The sequence below is a fragment of the Variovorax sp. 160MFSha2.1 genome, assembly GCF_048305075.1.
Taxonomy (GTDB): Bacteria; Pseudomonadota; Gammaproteobacteria; order Burkholderiales; family Burkholderiaceae_C; genus Variovorax; species Variovorax guangxiensis.
In genome coordinates this window covers 5,618,099-5,636,255 of the sequence record NZ_CP157624.1, presented here as the reverse complement: position 1 = coordinate 5,636,255, position 18,157 = coordinate 5,618,099, and the positions used below count along the sequence as shown (strand labels likewise).

The window sequence follows — 18,157 nt, the reverse complement described above, 5'->3', positions numbered from 1 at the left end:
AGCTCACTCTTCGCTGCTTGCGCCTTCTTGGCCTTTGACGCGCGGGGGCGCTGCGGGTGATGTCGGCGCGCCCATAGGCGAGGGCGCCGGGACGCCGCGTGCTTAGCACTCCCTCGCCCGGCCTTTAAGGCTTTCAGCGAGAGAGCTGCGGTTCCGGTCTGTGATTTTTTATGTCTCGCACGCACATTGCGTGCGTCGCGTCCGGCACGGTCCTGCAGTGCTGGTTGCCTTCGTGCCGAAAGGCTGTCTCCGGTTATTCAGGCCGGCTCTGGTTCTCTAACGATGAGATCAATTCGCAGGCCTGCAGCCGTCGCGATATTGATGAGGGCATCGAGCGAGAACTTCGAAATTTTCCCGTTTAGTAGGTCGTTCATCCGCGGCTGAGTAATTTGGCAAGCCTTTGCCGCCTCAGCTTGGGTTAGTTTCTGTGCGTTTATATACGACCTAATACTCATCATCAAAGCCGAGCGAATCTTCATGTTCTCGGCTTCGTCAGTGGTGTCCGAGAGCGCATCCCAGACGGAGGTAAAAGCTCGCCTATTTCCATTGGCAAGGCTTTGGTTTTCCTTAGTTTTCATGGTGAGTCTCCGAATTGCTGCGAAGACAAATTTCTTTAAAAGTTAATATTCAAAGTTTAAAACAATCAAATTGATTGACTACTCTGCGAGAGAGTAAAAGGAGGCCCAATTTGGGCCTCCCTAGTTCTTTACTCATCCATCATTTTGATTCGTTTCTTAATCAATTCGATGTGAGCCTTTTCTGTCTTTTCTGAAGTCTTTTTAAAACCACACAGTACAAAAACTGTATCTTCCAAATCGACTACATAGATCACGCGATAAGTTCCGCTGTCGTCCCAAAGCCTTATTTCCTTAACGCCGCCGCGCCCCACGCCTCGAAACGGTTTCCAATCAGAAGGCTCTTTGCCCCGTTGCACCAGATCGATGTTATATCCCGCGTCACTCTTAACATCGCCGGGAAAAGCTTTTATCTCTTCAAGCGAACGCCCAATAAAGATTACTTGCTTTGGAGGCTCATTGTCTTCTTCCATGATGATGGTTTCCTCTTAAAAATTATGCCCATAAGTTGGTGCTCCTCTTTCTCTTTCAGTAAAGACCGCCAGAATTGACGGCAACGTGATTATATCCGAACCGATATAGGTGTGTCAACCCTGGGCAACGGCGAGGCGTCCGGGCCACCGCCCAGTCTCAGTGGCCTGAGAGCTTGTGCCGGCCGCCCCAACGGCTCAGTCTTCGTCGGGCGAGCCTTCCTGCCCTTCAACGCCCTCAGCCTGCTCGGTTTCGAGGGTGAGTTGGCTGACGTAGCCGCTTCCGTCGAGCGTGTGGCGCACGCTGGCGACGATCCATGGCGTCTCGTCGATCTTTCGCTTGTAGCCAACAACGCGGGCGGGCCGTTGAGGCGTGATGTCAGCGCGGCCGTAGGCGAGGGTGATCTCGAAATCGAAGATCCCGCGCTGAATGCGCAGCCACTCCGCGCGGGCTGCGGCCAGGGCGTCCGCTTCGCTCGCGAAGGTCGTGCGTAGTTCCTTCGCGCGACCACTCAGGCCGGCGATGACGCTGCTGCGACGCCCGGTCTTGATGTTGTTCCACCATGCCTTCACGCCACTGTACGCGTCCCGGTCGGCGCGGCTCCAGCGGTGCCTGTCGCCGTCTTGCCGCGTGATGACTACGGGCGGCAGCACCTTGCCGCTCGGCGTGCGCGCGGCGCGCGCCTGGCTGAACAGGAGCTTGCCGTTCTTCACAGTGCACAGGCAGTCGTAGGTCTGCGCGAGCCGGCGAAGAAAGGACGCATCCGATTCGCCGAGCTGGTCCGCATGCTTGACCTTGCGCGAGGCGATTTCCTTGGCGACGACCGCCTCGATGCGGTTGCGCTTGGCCACGCTGTTGACGATGGCGCCGACGGTGGTCTTGTGCCATGACTCATCGCGCAGGGTGCGCAGGCTGTCGAGCAGGTTGGCGGCGCGGGCGCGGATGGTGATCTCGTCGGGCGTGCCGGCGTACTCCACCGCCTGCACGGTGTACGCGCCTTTCTCGACCAAGCCGACGGGGAAGCCCATTTCCTCGGTGGTCAGCTGGCGATAGGGCGCCGCGTTGGGCTCGGCGAGCCAGCCGATGGCCACCTCGACGGTGTCGCCGGTTTCCGGCAGCTCGACGGCGCCGTCGTGGTCGCTCACGACGAGCTCGACCTCATCGGCATCGTTCTGCCGGTCATCGGTGATGGTGAGGCGCACGAAGCGCGGCAGGATGCGATCGGACACGTTGGCGCCGTTCACGGTAATGCGCCAGATAGGCGTGAGGTGCGCCGCGGCGCGCCGGGTGTCGCGTCTGCAGCTGTTGGCGCTGACATTGACCGTCGGCAGCGTGGCGGTGATGGCGTCTACGTCGGACATGGTCTGTTCAAACCGCGCTGGCGCCCACGCCCAGCGACAGGCCCATGTTGTCCGCCGCGTCTTGCAGCAGGGCGCCCAGGTCGCCCATGCTGTCGGCGATGAGCTGCTCGGCGACTTCCTGCGCATCTTGGTCGACGCGCTGCAGCGTGAGGGTGAAATCGATGCGGCGCGCCTCGCCGGTCTCGAAGAAGAGGGTTCGGGTTTCCTGTAGCTCGGTGATGACGAAGGCGCCGTAGATGGTGCCGGTGCCTTCCACCAGCACCCACGCGGCGCCCTGGTCGGCCATGAGGCGCAGCACCGACAGGCTGGCCGCAGTGCCGGCGAACTCGGGCACCACGATGCCATTGAGCGTGATGATGTCGTCGCCCGGCCCGAGGTACTGCGAGGCGTTGCGCGCGCCCACCAGTGGCTGCGAGGCGTGCTTCCAGCTGCTGCGCCGCTGAAGCTCTTGATAGCTCATTGTGTCGAGCATGAAGACGAAGAGGCCGAGGCAGAGCATGGCGGGTGTCAGTTGTCGTAGTCGATGAAGGCGCCTCGGGCGCGGGCGCGCTTGTCGGCGTCGCGCTTGTCCAGCTCGGCGCGAATGGCGCGGGCGAGCTGCGCCGCATCTGCGCCCGGCGCTGCGGTGATGTGGATGGTGATGGTGTCGCCCTGCACGACGACTCCGCCGGCTCCGCGGCCGGCCGGCGCGGCCGCGAGTGGCGCACGGGTGTCGAAGTTGCCGGGGGCGCGGGGGAACTCTGCCGCCATGGCAGGCATGGCCACGGCCGTTGCGCCGGCCATGCCCAGCGCTGCGGCGCGGAGCAGCGGCCGGGTGCGGTCGATGCCGATGGCGGCGCCTTCGACGATGTTCTCCCCGGCCTGCATGAACACGCGCGACGGGCTGCGAATGCCAAGCTTTTCCTTGAACCGGATGAGGGTCGATTCTGCGACGCCAGCGATGGCGTCTTGCACGGTGCCCAGCATGCCGGTGATGCCGCTCACCAAGCCCTGCATCATCTGGGCGCCGAAGGTGGTGAACCTAGACGGCAGGTCGATGCCGAACCACTGCAGGACGCCAGCGAAGGCTTGGTAGAACAGACCAAGGGGCGACCAGTTGACGATGGTCTGGGTGATGGTGGTCACCACGCCCGAGAACGATCCGCCGAGCTGGTCCCAGATGGTCTTCAGCCCGCCGACGATCCCGCTCCAGTTCCGATAGATCAGGTACGCCGCGCCGGCGAGCAGCGCGATGGCGATTCCCAAGGGGTTGGCCAGCAGCAGCAGGCCCACGCGCGCGACGGCCATGCCGACACTCAGGAACGCCGACCCAAGGCGCACGAGCAGCCCGGCGCCGGAACTCAGCAGCGGGCCGACGCGAAGCATCTGGAAGCCGAAGAGGCCCAGGCCATAGCGCACCACTGCAAACGGCCCCAGCAGTGCAGCCGCGCCCAGGCTCAGCGCGCCGAAGCCTGCGGCGAGCAGGCCGACCCACAGGACAGCCTTGCCGATGTAGGAGGCGAGCACCGGGTTTTCCTGCGCGAACTGGGTAATGCGCTGCAGCGCGCTGCCCGCGGTGTTGAGCAGGCTGATGTAGGCCGGGAGCAGAGCGCGCCCGGCCTCTTGCATGGCGTCGTGAAATCGGGCCTGCGCTTCGAGTTCCTTCCCGCTCAGGCTGTCTCGCGCCCTGGCGTCCAGTTCGTCAATTCCGAAGGCGCCGGCGTTGAGCTTGGCGTTCTTGTGGATCTGGTCTCTCATCATGTACATCTGAGAGAACAGGCTCGATGCCGTGCGGTTGCTGAAGATGGAGCCAATGGCATCGTTCACTTGGTCCTGGGTGGTGAGGCCCTTGGCGGCTAGTGCCGGCAGGAGCACCTTTTCCATCCATTCGAACTGGTTGGTGCGGAAGAGGTCGCTGCCCTTCAGCGCGCCGGGATCGAGGAACGAGACCTGCCCCGTCTTGTCGTGCTTCACCTTCGACGGGTCGCCGATCAGGTCGTACTTCATCAGGTTCTGCGCGGCGCGCTTGGTGGTACGCCCCTGGTAGAGGTTCTGGTAGGCGGACATGGTGGCCACGCCGGCGCTTGCGCCACCCATGATCTGCACGATGGGCTCAAGCTGGTAGTACATCGCCTCGCTGGAGAGGCCTTTGGCGGCGATGCCGCCGCGCTTGACGAAATCCAGCCATTGGGTGGAGTCCACGCGGCCACCGGTGGCGGTGATGACGCGCTGCACCATGTCGGCCTGCTTGGTGAATTCTTCCTTGCTGCTCAGGCCGTTGCGTGCCTCGATGACCTTGAGCATGTCCATGAACTTGCGTTCGTTCTCGGTGCCTTGTTCCTCCCCGAACATGGCCTTGTTCGCGAACTTCATCTTCGCCATTGCCGGCATGACCATTTCGGCGTGATGCACGTCGGCAAAGGCGGTGGTCGCGTCCAGCATCAACCCGAGGTTGTCGTTCATGCTGGTGCCGTAGGTCTTCATCCGCTTCGCATAGTCGATGGCCTTGTCGGACTCTTCCTTGCCGAGGCCCAGCGACTCGATGCGCGCCGTCGCTGTTTCGTATGCGCGAATCTGGTGCAGCGGCTCGGTGACGGCACGGCGGATGCCGTAGGCGGTGCCAACGCCGGCGGCGCCGGCCATGGCAAGGTGTCCAGCGGTGGCGCGGGTGCTGTTGAAGCTCTTCTGCAACTGCGCCTTGCGGTTGCCAGCGTTGGCCAGCGCTTCGAGTCGTGCCTTCTGCTGGGCGATGGCGGTGTTGGTGGACGTGATATCGGCCTGCAGGCGGTGCTGGTCTGCCGACAGCTTGCCGATGCCGCTGGCGGTGGCCGCGGTGCGGAGCTGCACGAGGGCATGGCGCTGCTTGTCGTACGCGGCCGTCGCGCGGTCGACCTGGCCCTGCAGGGTGCGGGCCTGATCGCTGTTCGCGCCGTAGGTGCGGGTGACGCTGTCGAGGTTGGCGCGCAGCACCTTGAGGCTGTTGCCCTGCTTGGACAGCTCGGCCTGGTATTTCCGGATGGCGGCGACCTGGCCGAGCTGGCCGTTCAGCAGCTTGAGGGCGTCGCGCGACTGTTTCAAGCTCGCGGCCGTGGCCTTGCTCTGCGCGTCGAGCGGCTTGAGTTCGTTGACCGCCTTGGCCGCGCCGGCCAGGATCAGCTTGAGAGTTAGCGCGGTGGCCATGGTGGTTCGAAGGGGGTGCGGTCAGTCGTCGTCGTGCTTGCTGGGGGCGTAGCGCTTGCGGGCGGCCTCGCGCCAGTCCATCAGCTCGGCCAGCGGAAGGCCGTTCATGTCCTGCGGGCGCCAGTGGAAGACGAGCGCCAGATCCGCCATGGCGTCCTCTACGCGCTCTGCAAGACCGCGTCCCGAACTGCTTTCTTCAACAAAAAACTGATGACGACGCCTCCCGCTTCGGACAGGTCGGCGGGGTCGAGCTGCGCGCACTCGGGCGGCGTGAGGCTGGGGGAGGTGATGCGCGGCAGCAGCTTGAGCAGTTCGTCGGCATCGGCCGCGTGCAGCCGCTGCAGCGAGAGGCCGCGCAGCTCGCCGGCGTTGGGCTTGCGCAGGACGATCTCGGCGATGGTGGTGCTGCCGCGCTGGATGGGCGTGTCGAGGGTGATGGTGTTGGGCACGCTGGGCGCGAGGGTGGCGGTGGGCTGTTGGGCGTCGTCGTTCATGGTGGTGGCTCAGTTCGAAGGGGAAGGGCGGGGGGCGAGGTTTCGGATTGGCGTCAGTTGACGCCGAAGGCCATGCCGATGGCGGCGCGGATGGCGTCGTACTGGTCGGTGCCGCCGACGCGGAACACCATGCCGGGCACGTCGATCTCCAGCAGTTCCTGGGCGTTGACTGTCAGCTTGTAGTAGCTCGCGGCGATGGTGAACTCGTGGTCGTTGTCTTCGCCGGCCTTGGCCTCGTTGGGGTTCCACTCGCGCAGGCGCCCGCGGATGACGACTTCGGCCGCGGTCACTTGGCCGGTGGCTTCGTCCTGATAAGCGCCGGCGAAGCGGAAGATGTTGGCGCCGACGGTCTGCGCGCCGAGCATGGCGATGAGCTGGGTCTTCAGGCCGCCGGCCTTGATGCCCAGCTCGAGCTTTTCGTGGCCGAGGTCGATCTCGACTGGGCCATGCATGCCGCCTGCGCGGTATTCCTCGGTCTTCTTCGTGATCTTGGGAAGGGTGACGCTGGGGATCTCGCCGACCCAGCTTTCGCCGTCGCCGAACATTGCGAAGTTCTTGAGTTTCTTAGGCAGTGCCATGGTGGTGTGCTCCTATGCGTGATGCGTTGACGCCGTTCAGGCGGCCTGCACGGCCGCGGCGAAGTTGGCGAGAAAGTCGTCGGTGATGGTCTGGCGGAAGCCCAGGTCTTCGAGCGGCGGCACCGGCGTGTAGCGGTAGCTGATGCGCAGGCGGCCGACGAAGAGCTCTTCTTTCGGGTTGAGGTCGGGATTGATGAAGGCCTCGAAGCCGATCAGGTAGCCGCCCGTCACGAGGTCCTTGCCCTTGGCGTTGATGTTTTCGAGCATGTCCTTCACGAGCGTGGGATGCATGGGCTTGTCCACGAACGTGAAATGCGCCTCGGCCATCGTGTCCGCCAGCACCTGAGCGGTGCGGGTGTAGTTCTCGAAGAAGAACTTTCCGCCCTGGGCCTCGGTGGTGCGGTTGCCCCAGAAGCGATAGCCGCTGCGGTTGATGATGGTCGTGACTTCGAGCGCGTTGAGGTACGTCGTATCGCTGCTCGGGCTCTGCAGGTCGAAGAACACGTCGGCACTGATCCCTTGCGGGCCGTTGACCACGATGTTCGACAGGGTCTTGTGCCAGCCGATCTGCTGGTCGAGCTTGGCGCGCAGGCCTAGGGCATAGCCGATGGCCGGCACGGTCTCGACGTCGTTGGTGACGGTGTCCCACGCGAGGAAGCTGGGCCAGATGACCATCAGTTCGCGCTTGCCGAACTTGGCGCGATACAGCGTGGCTTCTTCCTTCGTGGTGGCGTAGGCCATGCCGTCAGCCTTGCGCGCCGCGATGTAGCCGAAGCCGCGCAGCGCCTCGGCGACGACGCCGATCTCTACCGCGACGGCCTCGGTGTCCAGGCCGGGCGCGCCGATGATGCGCGGCTTGTAGCCGAGCTGGCCCTGGGCGGCGAGCAGCGCCTGCAGGCCGGTCTTCTGGCCGGTGGCGGTGGTGGTGCCGATGACGTTGCTGGTGGTCGCGGCGTCGTCGGCGCCGGGCTCGACGCGAACCACGATGGTGACGGCCTGCGCCTGCTGGCTGATCGCCTTCAGCGCTTTCGCCAGCGTGCCGGTTGCGCCCGCCTTGCCGACGCTGCCGCCGGGGTTGGTGAGCAGCACCGGAGTGTTGAGCGGGAAGGCCGCCGGATCGGCCTGCGGCGCGGTGGCCACGAGGCCGATGATGGCCGTGCTGACGACGCGGATGGTGGCGCCGCCTTCCTCGACTTCGAAGACGCGTACGCCGTGGTGGTATTCGGTGGGCATGGTGGAGTGCTCCTAGGAAAAGTGGTTCAGGCTTGAGGCGAAGCGGTGATGACTGGGCTGGGCCAGCCTGCGCCGATGTCGTAGGTCTGAGCGGCTTCCACGGTGGGGAGGGCCGCAATTGCGTTGTGGTGGGCACGCTCCGCCGCATAGCAGGCACGCACATGGCCCGCGATGAATCCGCGAATGACGCGCAGTTCTTCGAGCGATAGCTCGACCCAGCCCGAAGCCGCCTTGAAATCGACGGTCTCGTAGCCTTCGGATCGCATGCCAGTGATGACAGAGTTGATGCGGGTCTGATCGTCGATGCCCGTGCGCACCTTGACGCCGTTGGGCAGAGTGACGCCGCCGGTTTCGACGTCCCAGCGGCGAGCGGTGGCCTGTTCCATCAGGGCGGCGCGCAGATCGTCGAGCGACGGTAGCGCCGGCGGCGCGACAACGGGGATCGCGATCAGCGCCCAGGTATTGCCCTGCGCCACGGCACGGAAACCTTCGGGAACGTGCGGCGGGCTCTCTTCGAGGCAGTCCCCCGGCGTCAGATAGACGCCGGGTTCCAGCGGCGAGAGGTCGCCATCGTCGAGGTAGACCGGACCCTTGTAGAACCGCGTATCAGGATCGAACGAATAGACCGTCTTGATGTTCATCGGGGTGCTCTCAGTACTTGATGCAGGCCAGCAGCGCGAGGTTGGACATGCGGAAGCGAATCCATGTGTTTGCGACCGCCGCATCTACTACTGCAGTCGCAAACATGAAGTTGTCGCTTGCGGCCGATTGCCATGCGCCACCCGCAGGCCCCTTGGCGCCGCTGGGCACGGCGAGACCCGGGCCTCCACTGTTGGAAATGACTGCGTCTGCGTTCGCGAAGGGATTGCCGAATCCATACGGCCCGCCTTGCACGGCATCGGCACCTGTCCACTCCTGCGACATCGTGCGTAGCCAGGTGCCTTCTTGTTCGGTGCCCAGGACGCGGCCCGTATCAAGTCCGCGTCCATCATCGAAACCTCGAAGCACCAGCCCACGAGCGTTAGGCACGTTGAAAGTGGTCGCGCCATCGCCAATGCCGAAGGTGGTTCCGATGGCCGCAAAAAGTCGGCTGTACGTGGTGCGGGACACCGCTGCGCCATTCGCTTTGATTGAGCCTGGCGGCGGGGTCGCGCGCGCGGTGTAGAACACCTCCCCCGCGCTGGCATCGCCTCCCATGGGGAGTTCGAGGACGTGCCAGATGTCACCACGCCATGTCACGATGGCCGGAGAGAAAAGCGCCATGCTGGTCACTACGGAGCCTGCAGGCGTCATGATCCCGTCCGCGCCGCTGCGGGTGATGACGCAGCGTTGAGACGGCCCCAGCACGAAGGTCGAGCCGCCTGCTACCGCGCTGCCTGCAGGCAAGGTCAAGTTCACACCGGAAGCAGAGACGCTGATGTACCGGCCCATGTCGGCCGCAGTGAGGTTGGTGCTGCCCGTGACCGAGATATCCCGTGCGCCGCTGTAGTTGCCAAGCGCCCGCTGCACGTGAGCGGTGCTGGCCGCCTTGGCGCTGCTGTCGAATTGACCGGCATCCATGAGGGCGAGGGGGCCGGTCATCGCATCACCGGTGGCCAGGATGTACTGGGAGTGCGGATCTGCAGCTGCAAGGTGCGCAGCGAGATCGGCGTCCGTGGCGTACTGGGGGTGGGGATTCGGGTCGGCCGCGTGCGCCGACAAATCTTCATCTGTGGCGTACTGCGGGTGTGGATTGACCCTGGCTTCGTGCGCGGCCACGGCATCGCCGAGGGCGGAGCTGAGCTCACCCGCGGTAAAGGCCCAGCGGACCCACTTTGCCGTATCCGTTCCGGGCGCGACGTTGAGGCTCTCGCCCACGCTCTTCCAAGTGGTGCCGCCGTAGCTCACATAGGCGACGTTGGCGGGATACGTGAACGTGGCATCCCACGGCGTGACGTTGCGCAGGCGCTGATAGCGGGTGCGATTCGCCAGCTCGCGCGGTGGGCGGTTATCGATGCCGGTGGGACCGCCCAGGACCGGGTCATCTTCTTCGAGCTGGTAGATCCCGGTTTCCCACTGATCGGATTCGTTGAGGTTTGCCATCAGGCGCTTCCCTGGTTGTAGGCGCCGTCGCGTCGGGTGGCGCCGTTGTGGCTGTTGGCGACCGAGGCATAGCGCAGCGCGACCAGATGGCAGCGTGCGGGCGCGACGGACGGCAGGAGCTTGCGCAGGCGCTCGGCCTGCGCATTGGTGATAGGCCGCTGCAGCGCGACCATGTAGGTCGCCCAGGTGCTGGCCAACGAGGCGTGCGGATAGATTCCGTCGCGCCGGATGGTTCCGTTGTGAGTTCGCCCACCGACGCGCTCGATGATGTCCACCTCGCCGAAGCCCAGCGAGCGGATCAGCAGCCGGATCGCCCAGGGCGTGCCCTTGTGCCGATGGATCTCGATGGAGTTCAGGATCAGCGCACGCTTGGCGTCGTCGGACCTGGCGTCCTGCCAAGCCTCTACGGAGAGCGTCCACGAGAGCCATGGGAGCAGCGGCGCGAGGCAAAGCATGGCCGTCCACAGGTGCCGCAGACCATCGGTGTCCAGATCCAGCGGCGACGCACCCGCGAGCGCCAGCTCCAGCGGTGTGCGGTTGGGCGGCAGCAGTCGCTGCGACGGGGCGAGGCTAGACACGGACTACCTCTTCGAGGACGTTGACGGCAGTCACGCGGACCCACTGGGTCTTCGTGCACAGGATGTCCGTGGGCGGCTGCGTGATCTCGACACGGTCGACGCCTGGCTGATGGAGCGCGGCGTCGATGCCGGAGTGAGGCAACCCTTTGCCGAGCTTGCGGATCTGCTTGAGCCACTTTGCCAGCGCTGTCTCGCCGTTCTGTATGGCCACCTCGCCCGCAGGCCCTTCGTAGCGGTACACCTTCGCCGTGATGGCGGTCTCGAAGATCTCCGGCCCTTGCACGGGCACGCTGTCGCAAAGCGGGCGGATCTTCTCGGCGTTGAGTGCGGCGCTCACGGTGTTGAGCAGCGCTTCGGAAGGAATGCCGCTCGCGGACGCTGAAAGCACCGTGACGCGCACGGTGCCGGGCAGCGGGCTGTCGACCTGCGCGTCCGCCACCTCGGCACTGGCCGTGAGGGCGTGGTAGCGATAGCTTTCCGTCGGGCCTGCCGTCGTGATGCCTTCGGGCGCGAGCTGGATGCGCTCGCGGAAGCGTTCGTCGTCTTCATAGACGGCCTCGACCGGGGGCACCGCGTCCGGGTCAGCGGGCGTGACCAGCAGCCGGGAAACCCGATAGTTCGCGCCGAGGTTGTCGAGGTCCGACTTCGTGGCGTAGGCCAGCATGCAGGCCTTGGCCGCATCATTGATGCGCTGGCGCATCTCCAGCTCTTGGTAGGCCTGCACCTGCAGCAGCTTCATCGCCGGATCGGATTCGAGCAGCAGCGTGTAGTCGAAGCCGACCTTTCTGCACTCATCCTGAAAGAGCGCAACGCGCCTGGCGAGGATGGCTTCGTAGTCCAGCGTCTCGATGACGGCCGGCGCCGGCAGCAGGGACATGTCCAGGCTCATGCGCCTCCCGCAACGGTGACGGTGAAAGTGGTGCTGTCGATGCTGTTGGTATCGCGACGCACGATGTGCAGCTGGCACTTGCCCTGTGCGGTGAACCCGACGTGCACGCTCAGCAGCCGGGTGCGTGGTTCCCACTTCATGATGGCCTGGGCGGTCGCCGCGATGAGGCGAAGGCGATTCGCCGCGGTGGCTGGGTGGTCGACCATCTGCGGCAGGTAGCTGCCGTAGTTGCGGCGCATCAGGCGCGTGCGGATGGGCGTCGTCAGGATGTCATTGATGGACTGCGCGATGTGATCCCGGCGCGAGAGCACTTTGCCGGTGGTCTTGGAGATTCCGCTCATGGCACGGGCTTCCCGCTGATCTCATCGCCGCCGTGCACACCGGATGTGCGGTGTTCCAGCAGGCTGATGTCGCCGGCGACGATGTCGCCGCCATCGGTCTTCACGCCGTGGCCATTGATGAACTCGACGTCGCAGTCGATCTGTGCGCCCCGGCCGCTTGGGCCGACGCCGTAGCCTTCCATCCCGGACAGCCAGGTCAGCAGGCCCTGTACGACGAGCTCGCCCGTGGTGATGGTCTTCGGTGCGTCGAGGGTGATCTCCTGCGAGTGCACTTTTGCGCTCTCACTGGCCGTCACGTCGGCCGTCTTGCATTTCACGGTGATCGCGTCGGGAACCTCGATATCAGCGGTGCCGGCGGCGGGCAGCGTGACCTTGAGCTTGTGGGCGGCGTGGTCGTACTCCACGACAGCGCCGTCGGGGTACTTCGTGACGGTCTTGTTTGGGTCGGAGCTGGGCGCCGGGTGGCTCTCGGTGGGCAGGCCCGGCAGCGCGTAGCCGCCCTCGGTCATTCCGTTGGGGGAGAGGAACAGGACGCACTCGCCAACGGTCGGCGGGTTCCATGTGCCGGTCTTGCCTGCGCGCAGCTCGACGTAGGGCCGCCAGTCGGTGCTGCCCTTCTCGGTGAGCTGTACGCGCACGAGCGGCGGGGTGGCGCTGTGGTCAACATCGGCGATGGTGCCCATGCGCACGACGTTCGCCATCTGGCGTTGCAGGTCGGCAAAGAGTTGCGGCGATTCGGTTGGTCCGGGCATGCGCCCAATGTGCCGAAATGCTCTCGCGTGCGCGAGCGAACGCGACGGTGCATGCGGTGGGCACTGAAGGGCGTTGCGCGGCGCCCTCAAGCGTCAGCCGCTGGCGGTGACGTGGTGCAGCAGGATCTCGGTCACGGCGTCTTCGTCCGCGGGTGTGAAGCCCAGCAGCTCGCGCTTCGGATACTGCACGGTAGGGCTGTTCGGCTTGCGCCAATCGACCTTGTCGCGCAGGCCGCGCTGGTGCACGCGCGCGATGCGCGCGGACTTCCCGCCGATGGTGACCGTGGCGCTCTCGGCCGTCGCAGCCTTGCGCAGGTACTGCGCGGTGCGCAGCCTTTCGAACATCTTGCGGCGGATCTCGCCTTTCTTGTTGCGCAGCTGCTTGCGCGGCTTCCTGGGCTCGTAGGGCGTGCCGTCTGCGTTGAGCTGCGCTCCGATGCGTTCCGCCTGGCTGCGGCGCAGGTAGGTCGAGATCTGCACCATGGCCGCGCGCCGGCGCTCGGGCGAAAGCCCGGCCATCAGCGGAGCAGCCCAGTTCGCCAGGCGGTTGAGCGCGTCGGCCACGATCAGCCTTCGTCCAGCGGGTGGATGCGCCACTCCGCCTGGAGGTCGAGAAGCGATTCGACGGGCTCGGCACCCGCGAGCACGGGCTCGCCGATGTGTCGGGTCGTGAGCCGGTTGATGCCGTCGACGGTGCCGCCTTGGACGGCGACGGTCTCGGTCAGGTCGATCTCGAAGCCGATGTCGGACGTGGCGTGATCGATGATCTCGACCTCGAAGCGGAAGGCCTTCGCGCGCCGCTCGGGGTTCTCGAAGATGTCGGGCTGATTGCGCTTGAGCCACGCTACGACAGGTACGACGATCACGTCGGTGCTGCCGTTCCAGTCTGTCACGACGATATTCAGCGTGTACCGGTACTCGAAGGAAAGGGCCGGCGTGCCCGTGTGGACGACGTTGCCGCGCTCGATGAAGACCGTGAGCTTTTCCGGGTTGGTGGCCAGCTCTGGGCAGGCGCGGGTGATGTGGTCGCGCAGCAGCTGCGGCTTCTTCATGGGTCAGTGCTTGGCGGACTCGCCGGGCTCGAAGAGGGAGCGATCGGCACGGATGATGTCGGCCAGGAGCCCGATTCGCTGGTCGCGGTCGACAAGATCAGCGCGGAGCTGTTCAGCCACGCGTCGACCCTCTGCAAGGCTGGCGTCGAGTCGGGCCGCATGGCTTGCAAGACGGTCGCGCTCAGCTGCGCCGGCCTTGGACATAGCGAGGTACTGAGCGGCACGCCCTTCGGCGGCGCGCTGCAGGCGCTCAGCATCAGCGATGCGAGCAGCGCCGTAGGCAGCAGCAGGCGCTTGCGCGGCTTGGAAGTCGTCGACGGCGCGGGTGACGCTGTTGGCATGGCCTTGTTCCTTGGTTCGGGAGGTGTTGGTCTCTTCGAGAGCGGCAGTGGCTCGGCCCTTGGTGTCGTTGTCCCAGGCCTGCTGCACACGCGCTGCGCCGTGGCTGTCTCCTAACCAGTAGGCGGGCAGGGCCGAGGCGGCGGCGATCAGCACCGCGGCGGCGATGGCGATCAGCGCGGCTTTCATGACGTGGACAGCATGGCGTCGAGCGCTCGGTTGCACCGCTCGACGCGGTCGGCGCGGCCGGCCATCGCCGCGCCGTTGATCCCGCGCGTGATGGCATCGAGCTGCCATCGGTCGGCGAGGGCGTTGAGGCCATTGGCCTTCCAGTACCACGCACCGACCAGCACAGCGGCTTCCGGCTCTGCGACTCGGTCCGGGTTCTGTTCGAGCGGCAGGCCCATGGCAGATCCTGCCGCCCGATAGTTGCCGCGGCCGGTCAGGTGCGGGAGGCCGCGGCCGCGGTAGTTCCACCCGTCGCCGCTGGCCTCGCTGCCGTTGCCGTTCCGGTTGGCATAGACCCTGTTCGCGAGCGCCTTGGGCTGGCGCGTGAAAGCTCGCGCCTTCTCCACCTCGCGCAGCGCGGAGAACATCTGCGCGATGCGTGCCGGGTCGCTGTAGTAGAGGTTTTCTTCCAGGCGGGTGAAACCGCTGGTTTCGTGGCTGTACTGGCCGACGAAGGCGGCCATTCGCCGAGGCGTGTCGATCTCGAAGCGATCGAACGCGACGATCAGGTGTGGAAGCAGGACGCGCGCGACGGTCGGTGTGATGCCGGCGGCAATGAGCTGTGGCAGGGTGAGCATGGCGACTTCAGGTCTTGGCGATGGTGTCAGCGGTGGCCGATTGCTCTGGCGTGGCGACCACGGGAGCCGGCACGCGCGGGGCGCCGATCCCGGCGCGGATCTCGGCGGCGAGTTCGCCGATGTCGCGATCCTTGCGGCGCTCCAGCCAGAGGAAGACCGCGGCCACGATCCACGGACCGGGGATGCTGCAGAGCACGAACACGCAGCCCGTGATGACGAAGAAGCCGGCCTCGGGCGGGAAGGTGGCGAGCCGGGCGAGCGCGGCGCCGGCGGTGAAGACGTCGGGCTTGTGCTGCATGAGCAGCACGAGGGCGATGGTGCCCAGGATGAAGGAGCTGGCCAGGCAACCCATGACGCGATTGATGAGGTCGTCCCACGCCTGGCCGGGACGCAGTGGCACGAAGCGGATGCCGAGCCAGAAGGCGATCAGGCTGGCAATGACGGGCAGCGAAAGCAAGGCCAGCTTGTAGCCTGCAGCGGTGCCGGCAGCTGCGGCGGTGGTGGTGGGCTCGGTCATGGTGTGGTGTCGTAGGGTTGAAGTGGGCATGGTGATGTCTCCTAGTCCCAGAGCTGCACGGTGTCGACGCGAGCAGCATTGGCGGGGAGGTCCGGCAGCACGACGGCGAGGCCGATCGGCAAGATCGGCCCCAGGTCCGCGAGGCCGGGATTCATTCGGTACGTTGCCTCGGTGACGCCCGCGGTTGCGCCGAGGTGGCGCAGGCACAGCAGATCCACCGTGTCGTGCTGCTGGGTGACAACGGTTCGGGGCATGGCTAGATCAGCTCGACGGTGGTACGCGAGACGCCCAGGATGTCGCGCACGGCCCATGTGGCATCCCGGCGGTGATGTTCGGCCTGGTCTTCGCGCGCTTCGTCCTGATCCTTGCGGCGCTCGCGTCCCGTGGTGTCGTAGTCGCTGTAGCGCTCGATCAGATTGGCCTTCGCATGGCAGTGCACGGCGCGGCGGAAGCGCTGCACGTTGATCGACTCGCCATCGACCTTCAGGGCGGGTACGGCGGCCAGCGAGGCGTGGCCATCTTCCTCGCGACTCTTCGCCCAGTCGGCGAGCTGGCCGATGGTGGCCGCGACCGCTTCCTGCACGGCCGGCAGCAGGCGTTGGGGCGTGATGGTGCCGTCGAGGCGCATGGCGTCGCGCAGGGCCGCGAGGTCGATCTCGGGCCACCATGCGCCCGCGGAGACCTTGCCCAGCGGCGCGGGGTCGCTGGGCGGCGTGGTGCGCACGAGGGGCGGGGCTGCCGCGATGAGGGACATGGTCGGTCTCGGGCTTGAGGTCTGGCTTGGAATAGGTGGGCGGTGGCCGTGGCGCGTTGTGGTGAGGAATCAGCCTTTCACGCAGCGCCACGGGCCGCCCGGCACGCGGGGGTGCTCGGTTGCGCTACTTCGCGGCGGCGCGCTTGCGCGCGGGCGCCGTCGACTTCCTCGCCGGCGCCGCGTTCTTGCGGCTGCTGGCCAGCGAGGCCGTAGCGGGTTGTTCGGGTGGGGCGGTGGTCGCCGCCTCGGCTTTCGGGTCGACGTTCGCGCCGGCCTTGTTGAGCGCTCGCTCGACGCGCTCGATGTCCTTTTTCACGCCGGCATTGCTGTCCAGCTCCAGGGCGCGCTGCAGGCGCGCGAGGGCCAGCGACAGCGCCCCCGGTTCGATTGCGGACAGGTCGGGCTCTTCTGCCGTTTGCACCTTGCCGAGCGCCGCGTAGGCGATGGCCTTGTGCAGCTTGGCGCGCGCCTGATCGGGCGCGTCCTGCTCGGCCGTCAAGGTGTCGGCCTCGATGAGCAGCGCTGCCGCTTGCGCCCGTGCGCGGGCGGGGTCATCGTCGAGTGGCACGGGCGCCAGATGCCGCACGTTCTCGGCATCGAGCAGCACGAACAGGGGCGACCATTGGCCCTTCAGGTAGGCATTGGCCAGTTCGTCGATCACGATGGCGGCCGGGCTGCGCCTGTAGTCGTCGGCCATGGCCATGCGATGGCGGATGACATAGGCCGCGATGTCCAGGCCCAGGCGGTAGGCGCCAGCGTCGAACGCCCACACCATCACAGTGGTGAGCACCTGATCCACCGCGCCCTTGCCTGTGTCGATCGATGTATAGATCCAGTCGAAGTACTCCGGCAGCAGCCGGGCCTTCATTTCGGCGCGTCGCTCGTGCGACTGGATCTGCGACAGGCGTGTCTTGTCCTGCGAGAGCTTGACGCGCATGAGGCCGTAGGCGTCGCCCTGCAGCTCGACGCCGTAGGGGCTGGCGGCCTGGGCCTGTTCTTGCAGGACGCGCGCGCGGTGACGCTGTGCGGGGCTGAGTGGGCGCATGGTGATGTTCCGGGCTGGTGGAGGAGGGCGCGGGCCGGGCGGGCCCGCGCGGTCTTTCGTCAGACTTTTGGCGCGGGCTTAGTCGACGATCTCGATGTGTTCCACGAGGGCGGCGCTGCCGTAGTCCTCGACGACATAGGCGTCGTTGGAAGACTCGTAGTTCTCGATCTGGTCGCGCTCGGGCACGTCCTTGATGTTGCGGCGGCGCGCATCGCGCTGCCAGTACATCGACAGGTTGCTCAGCTTGGTAACCAGCACCGTGCCTGCCGGGAAGAATGGCACGGTGACGGCCTGCAGGCCGCCCACGCGCTTCTGGCTGATGACGATGTCGGCCGCGAGCGATTCGGTCGGCGGCTGGTCCTTGTTGACGAGCGGGAAGTACTTGTCGTGCATCAGGCCGCGACCGACCACGGCCACGAGGTCCGGGTCTTCCTGATTCCACGGGTCGAGCATCGTGACGGCGTCGTAGACCACGGCGTCGAGGTTGGCGTAGTCGCTGGTCGCCTTGTCGGGGCCGACGATGACCTTGCCGGCCTGCTTGCCGCCCGCGGCGAGCACGTTCTCCGGGGCGTGCTCACGCATCTGCTGCAGCCAGCCCTTGTTCACGTCCTGCAGCAGCGGGTTTGCGGCGAGGTCCGTGGTGGCGGCGATGCTGGTGCCGTTGAAGCCGATGCAGATGCGGTCCAGCGCCTGACGCCGCAGGATCGCGTCGCGCAGCAGCGTCTGGAAGTTGGGGAAGCCGGCCCAGGCGTCAAGCTGCGCATAGCGGATGGCCGTGTCGAAGTTGGTCTGCACGCAACGGTATTGGTTGTCGTCGAGCGCCGCGACGTTGCGCGGCTTGCGCGTGAGATTGCCGCTGGTGTCGGTGCGGCTGGCCACCGGGCCGGTGACGCCGACGCCGACCTTTGCGGCGATCTGCTCGGTGACGCCGATGATGTTGATGCGCTGCAGAAACGCACTCGACTCCTGCATCTTCGCTTCAAGGGTCTGCTGCACGCGCGGCACGACATTGAATTTCTGAACGACGCTGGCGACTTCGTTGAGGGTGGCCAGCTGGCCGAAGTAGGCGTCGAGGGCCTGGCGGGTTTCTTTGCGCATGGTGTGTGCTGCCTGTGTGGTGTTGCGGATGAG

The 18,157-nt window shown here is 65.8% G+C and carries 24 protein-coding genes; all 24 read right to left on the bottom strand.

What is annotated here, in order from left to right:
* Positions 1 to 257: 257 nt before the first annotated feature.
* The gene (locus ABL838_RS25840; protein WP_418122568.1) at positions 258 to 578 is read right to left on the bottom strand and encodes a helix-turn-helix domain-containing protein; all 321 of its coding nucleotides are present in this window, start codon (positions 576 to 578) and stop codon (positions 258 to 260) included.
* A 128-nt stretch (positions 579 to 706) separates the two neighbouring features.
* Entirely contained in the window at positions 707 to 1,048 is a 342-nt protein-coding gene (locus tag ABL838_RS25835; protein ID WP_418122566.1) for a type II toxin-antitoxin system RelE/ParE family toxin, read from the bottom strand.
* 195 nt (positions 1,049 to 1,243) lie between these two features.
* Positions 1,244 to 2,407, bottom strand: coding sequence for a contractile injection system protein, VgrG/Pvc8 family (locus ABL838_RS25830; RefSeq protein ID WP_418122565.1), 1,164 nt, complete (start codon positions 2,405 to 2,407; stop codon positions 1,244 to 1,246).
* Positions 2,408 to 2,414: 7 nt separating this feature from the next.
* Entirely contained in the window at positions 2,415 to 2,906 is a 492-nt protein-coding gene (locus ABL838_RS25825) for a phage tail protein (protein ID WP_418122563.1), read from the bottom strand.
* An 8-nt stretch (positions 2,907 to 2,914) separates the two neighbouring features.
* Positions 2,915 to 5,566 carry a phage tail protein gene (locus tag ABL838_RS25820; protein ID WP_418122561.1) on the bottom strand — a complete coding sequence of 884 codons (2,652 nt, stop codon included), beginning with the start codon at positions 5,564 to 5,566 and terminating at the stop codon, positions 2,915 to 2,917.
* Positions 5,567 to 5,587: 21 nt separating this feature from the next.
* Complete coding sequence (locus tag ABL838_RS25815) at positions 5,588 to 5,716, bottom strand: GpE family phage tail protein (RefSeq protein ID WP_418122559.1); 129 nt, start codon at positions 5,714 to 5,716, stop codon at positions 5,588 to 5,590.
* 8 nt (positions 5,717 to 5,724) lie between these two features.
* Positions 5,725 to 6,060 carry a phage tail assembly protein gene (locus ABL838_RS25810; RefSeq protein ID WP_418122557.1) on the bottom strand — a complete coding sequence of 112 codons (336 nt, stop codon included), beginning with the start codon at positions 6,058 to 6,060 and terminating at the stop codon, positions 5,725 to 5,727.
* 53 nt (positions 6,061 to 6,113) lie between these two features.
* The gene (locus ABL838_RS25805) at positions 6,114 to 6,638 is read right to left on the bottom strand and encodes a phage major tail tube protein (RefSeq protein ID WP_418122554.1); all 525 of its coding nucleotides are present in this window, start codon (positions 6,636 to 6,638) and stop codon (positions 6,114 to 6,116) included.
* 36 nt (positions 6,639 to 6,674) lie between these two features.
* Positions 6,675 to 7,871, bottom strand: a complete 1,197-nt coding sequence (locus tag ABL838_RS25800) for a phage tail sheath protein (protein ID WP_418122552.1) — start codon at positions 7,869 to 7,871, stop codon at positions 6,675 to 6,677.
* A gap of 26 nt (positions 7,872 to 7,897) precedes the next feature.
* On the bottom strand, positions 7,898 to 8,512 hold the full coding sequence (locus ABL838_RS25795; RefSeq protein WP_418122550.1) for a DUF4376 domain-containing protein: 615 nt from the start codon (positions 8,510 to 8,512) through the stop codon (positions 7,898 to 7,900).
* Positions 8,513 to 8,522: 10 nt separating this feature from the next.
* On the bottom strand, positions 8,523 to 9,953 hold the full coding sequence (locus ABL838_RS25790) for a phage tail protein (protein ID WP_418122549.1): 1,431 nt from the start codon (positions 9,951 to 9,953) through the stop codon (positions 8,523 to 8,525).
* Complete coding sequence (locus ABL838_RS25785) at positions 9,953 to 10,531, bottom strand: phage tail protein I (RefSeq protein ID WP_418122546.1); 579 nt, start codon at positions 10,529 to 10,531, stop codon at positions 9,953 to 9,955. The genes ABL838_RS25790 and ABL838_RS25785 overlap by 1 nt, the downstream gene beginning before the upstream one ends.
* Positions 10,524 to 11,408 (bottom strand): baseplate assembly protein, encoded by an 885-nt coding sequence (locus ABL838_RS25780; protein ID WP_418122544.1) that lies wholly within the window; start codon positions 11,406 to 11,408, stop codon positions 10,524 to 10,526. Before ABL838_RS25780 ends, ABL838_RS25785 begins: the two co-directional genes overlap by 8 nt.
* Before the next feature lie 8 nt (positions 11,409 to 11,416).
* Entirely contained in the window at positions 11,417 to 11,761 is a 345-nt protein-coding gene (locus ABL838_RS25775; RefSeq protein ID WP_418122542.1) for a GPW/gp25 family protein, read from the bottom strand.
* The gene (locus tag ABL838_RS25770; RefSeq protein WP_418122539.1) at positions 11,758 to 12,513 is read right to left on the bottom strand and encodes a phage baseplate assembly protein V; all 756 of its coding nucleotides are present in this window, start codon (positions 12,511 to 12,513) and stop codon (positions 11,758 to 11,760) included. Before ABL838_RS25770 ends, ABL838_RS25775 begins: the two co-directional genes overlap by 4 nt.
* Positions 12,514 to 12,606: 93 nt before the next feature.
* The gene (locus tag ABL838_RS25765) at positions 12,607 to 13,077 is read right to left on the bottom strand and encodes a phage virion morphogenesis protein (RefSeq protein WP_418122537.1); all 471 of its coding nucleotides are present in this window, start codon (positions 13,075 to 13,077) and stop codon (positions 12,607 to 12,609) included.
* A gap of 2 nt (positions 13,078 to 13,079) precedes the next feature.
* On the bottom strand, positions 13,080 to 13,565 hold the full coding sequence (locus ABL838_RS25760) for a phage tail protein (protein WP_418122536.1): 486 nt from the start codon (positions 13,563 to 13,565) through the stop codon (positions 13,080 to 13,082).
* A gap of 3 nt (positions 13,566 to 13,568) precedes the next feature.
* On the bottom strand, positions 13,569 to 14,093 hold the full coding sequence (locus ABL838_RS25755) for a hypothetical protein (protein WP_418122533.1): 525 nt from the start codon (positions 14,091 to 14,093) through the stop codon (positions 13,569 to 13,571).
* Positions 14,090 to 14,710 (bottom strand): glycoside hydrolase family 19 protein, encoded by a 621-nt coding sequence (locus tag ABL838_RS25750; protein ID WP_418122531.1) that lies wholly within the window; start codon positions 14,708 to 14,710, stop codon positions 14,090 to 14,092. The genes ABL838_RS25755 and ABL838_RS25750 overlap by 4 nt, the downstream gene beginning before the upstream one ends.
* 7 nt (positions 14,711 to 14,717) lie before the next feature.
* Positions 14,718 to 15,227 (bottom strand): hypothetical protein, encoded by a 510-nt coding sequence (locus ABL838_RS25745; RefSeq protein WP_418122529.1) that lies wholly within the window; start codon positions 15,225 to 15,227, stop codon positions 14,718 to 14,720.
* A gap of 41 nt (positions 15,228 to 15,268) precedes the next feature.
* Positions 15,269 to 15,481: a tail protein X gene (locus ABL838_RS25740; protein ID WP_418122528.1), complete on the bottom strand. Its 213-nt coding sequence runs from the start codon at positions 15,479 to 15,481 to the stop codon at positions 15,269 to 15,271.
* A gap of 2 nt (positions 15,482 to 15,483) precedes the next feature.
* Positions 15,484 to 15,981, bottom strand: a complete 498-nt coding sequence (locus tag ABL838_RS25735) for a head completion/stabilization protein (protein ID WP_418122526.1) — start codon at positions 15,979 to 15,981, stop codon at positions 15,484 to 15,486.
* A 124-nt stretch (positions 15,982 to 16,105) separates the two neighbouring features.
* Positions 16,106 to 17,026: a phage terminase small subunit gene (gene gpM, locus ABL838_RS25730; RefSeq protein WP_418122525.1), complete on the bottom strand. Its 921-nt coding sequence runs from the start codon at positions 17,024 to 17,026 to the stop codon at positions 16,106 to 16,108.
* Positions 17,027 to 17,104: 78 nt separating this feature from the next.
* On the bottom strand, positions 17,105 to 18,124 hold the full coding sequence (locus ABL838_RS25725) for a phage major capsid protein, P2 family (protein WP_418122523.1): 1,020 nt from the start codon (positions 18,122 to 18,124) through the stop codon (positions 17,105 to 17,107).
* Positions 18,125 to 18,157: the final 33 nt, after the last annotated feature.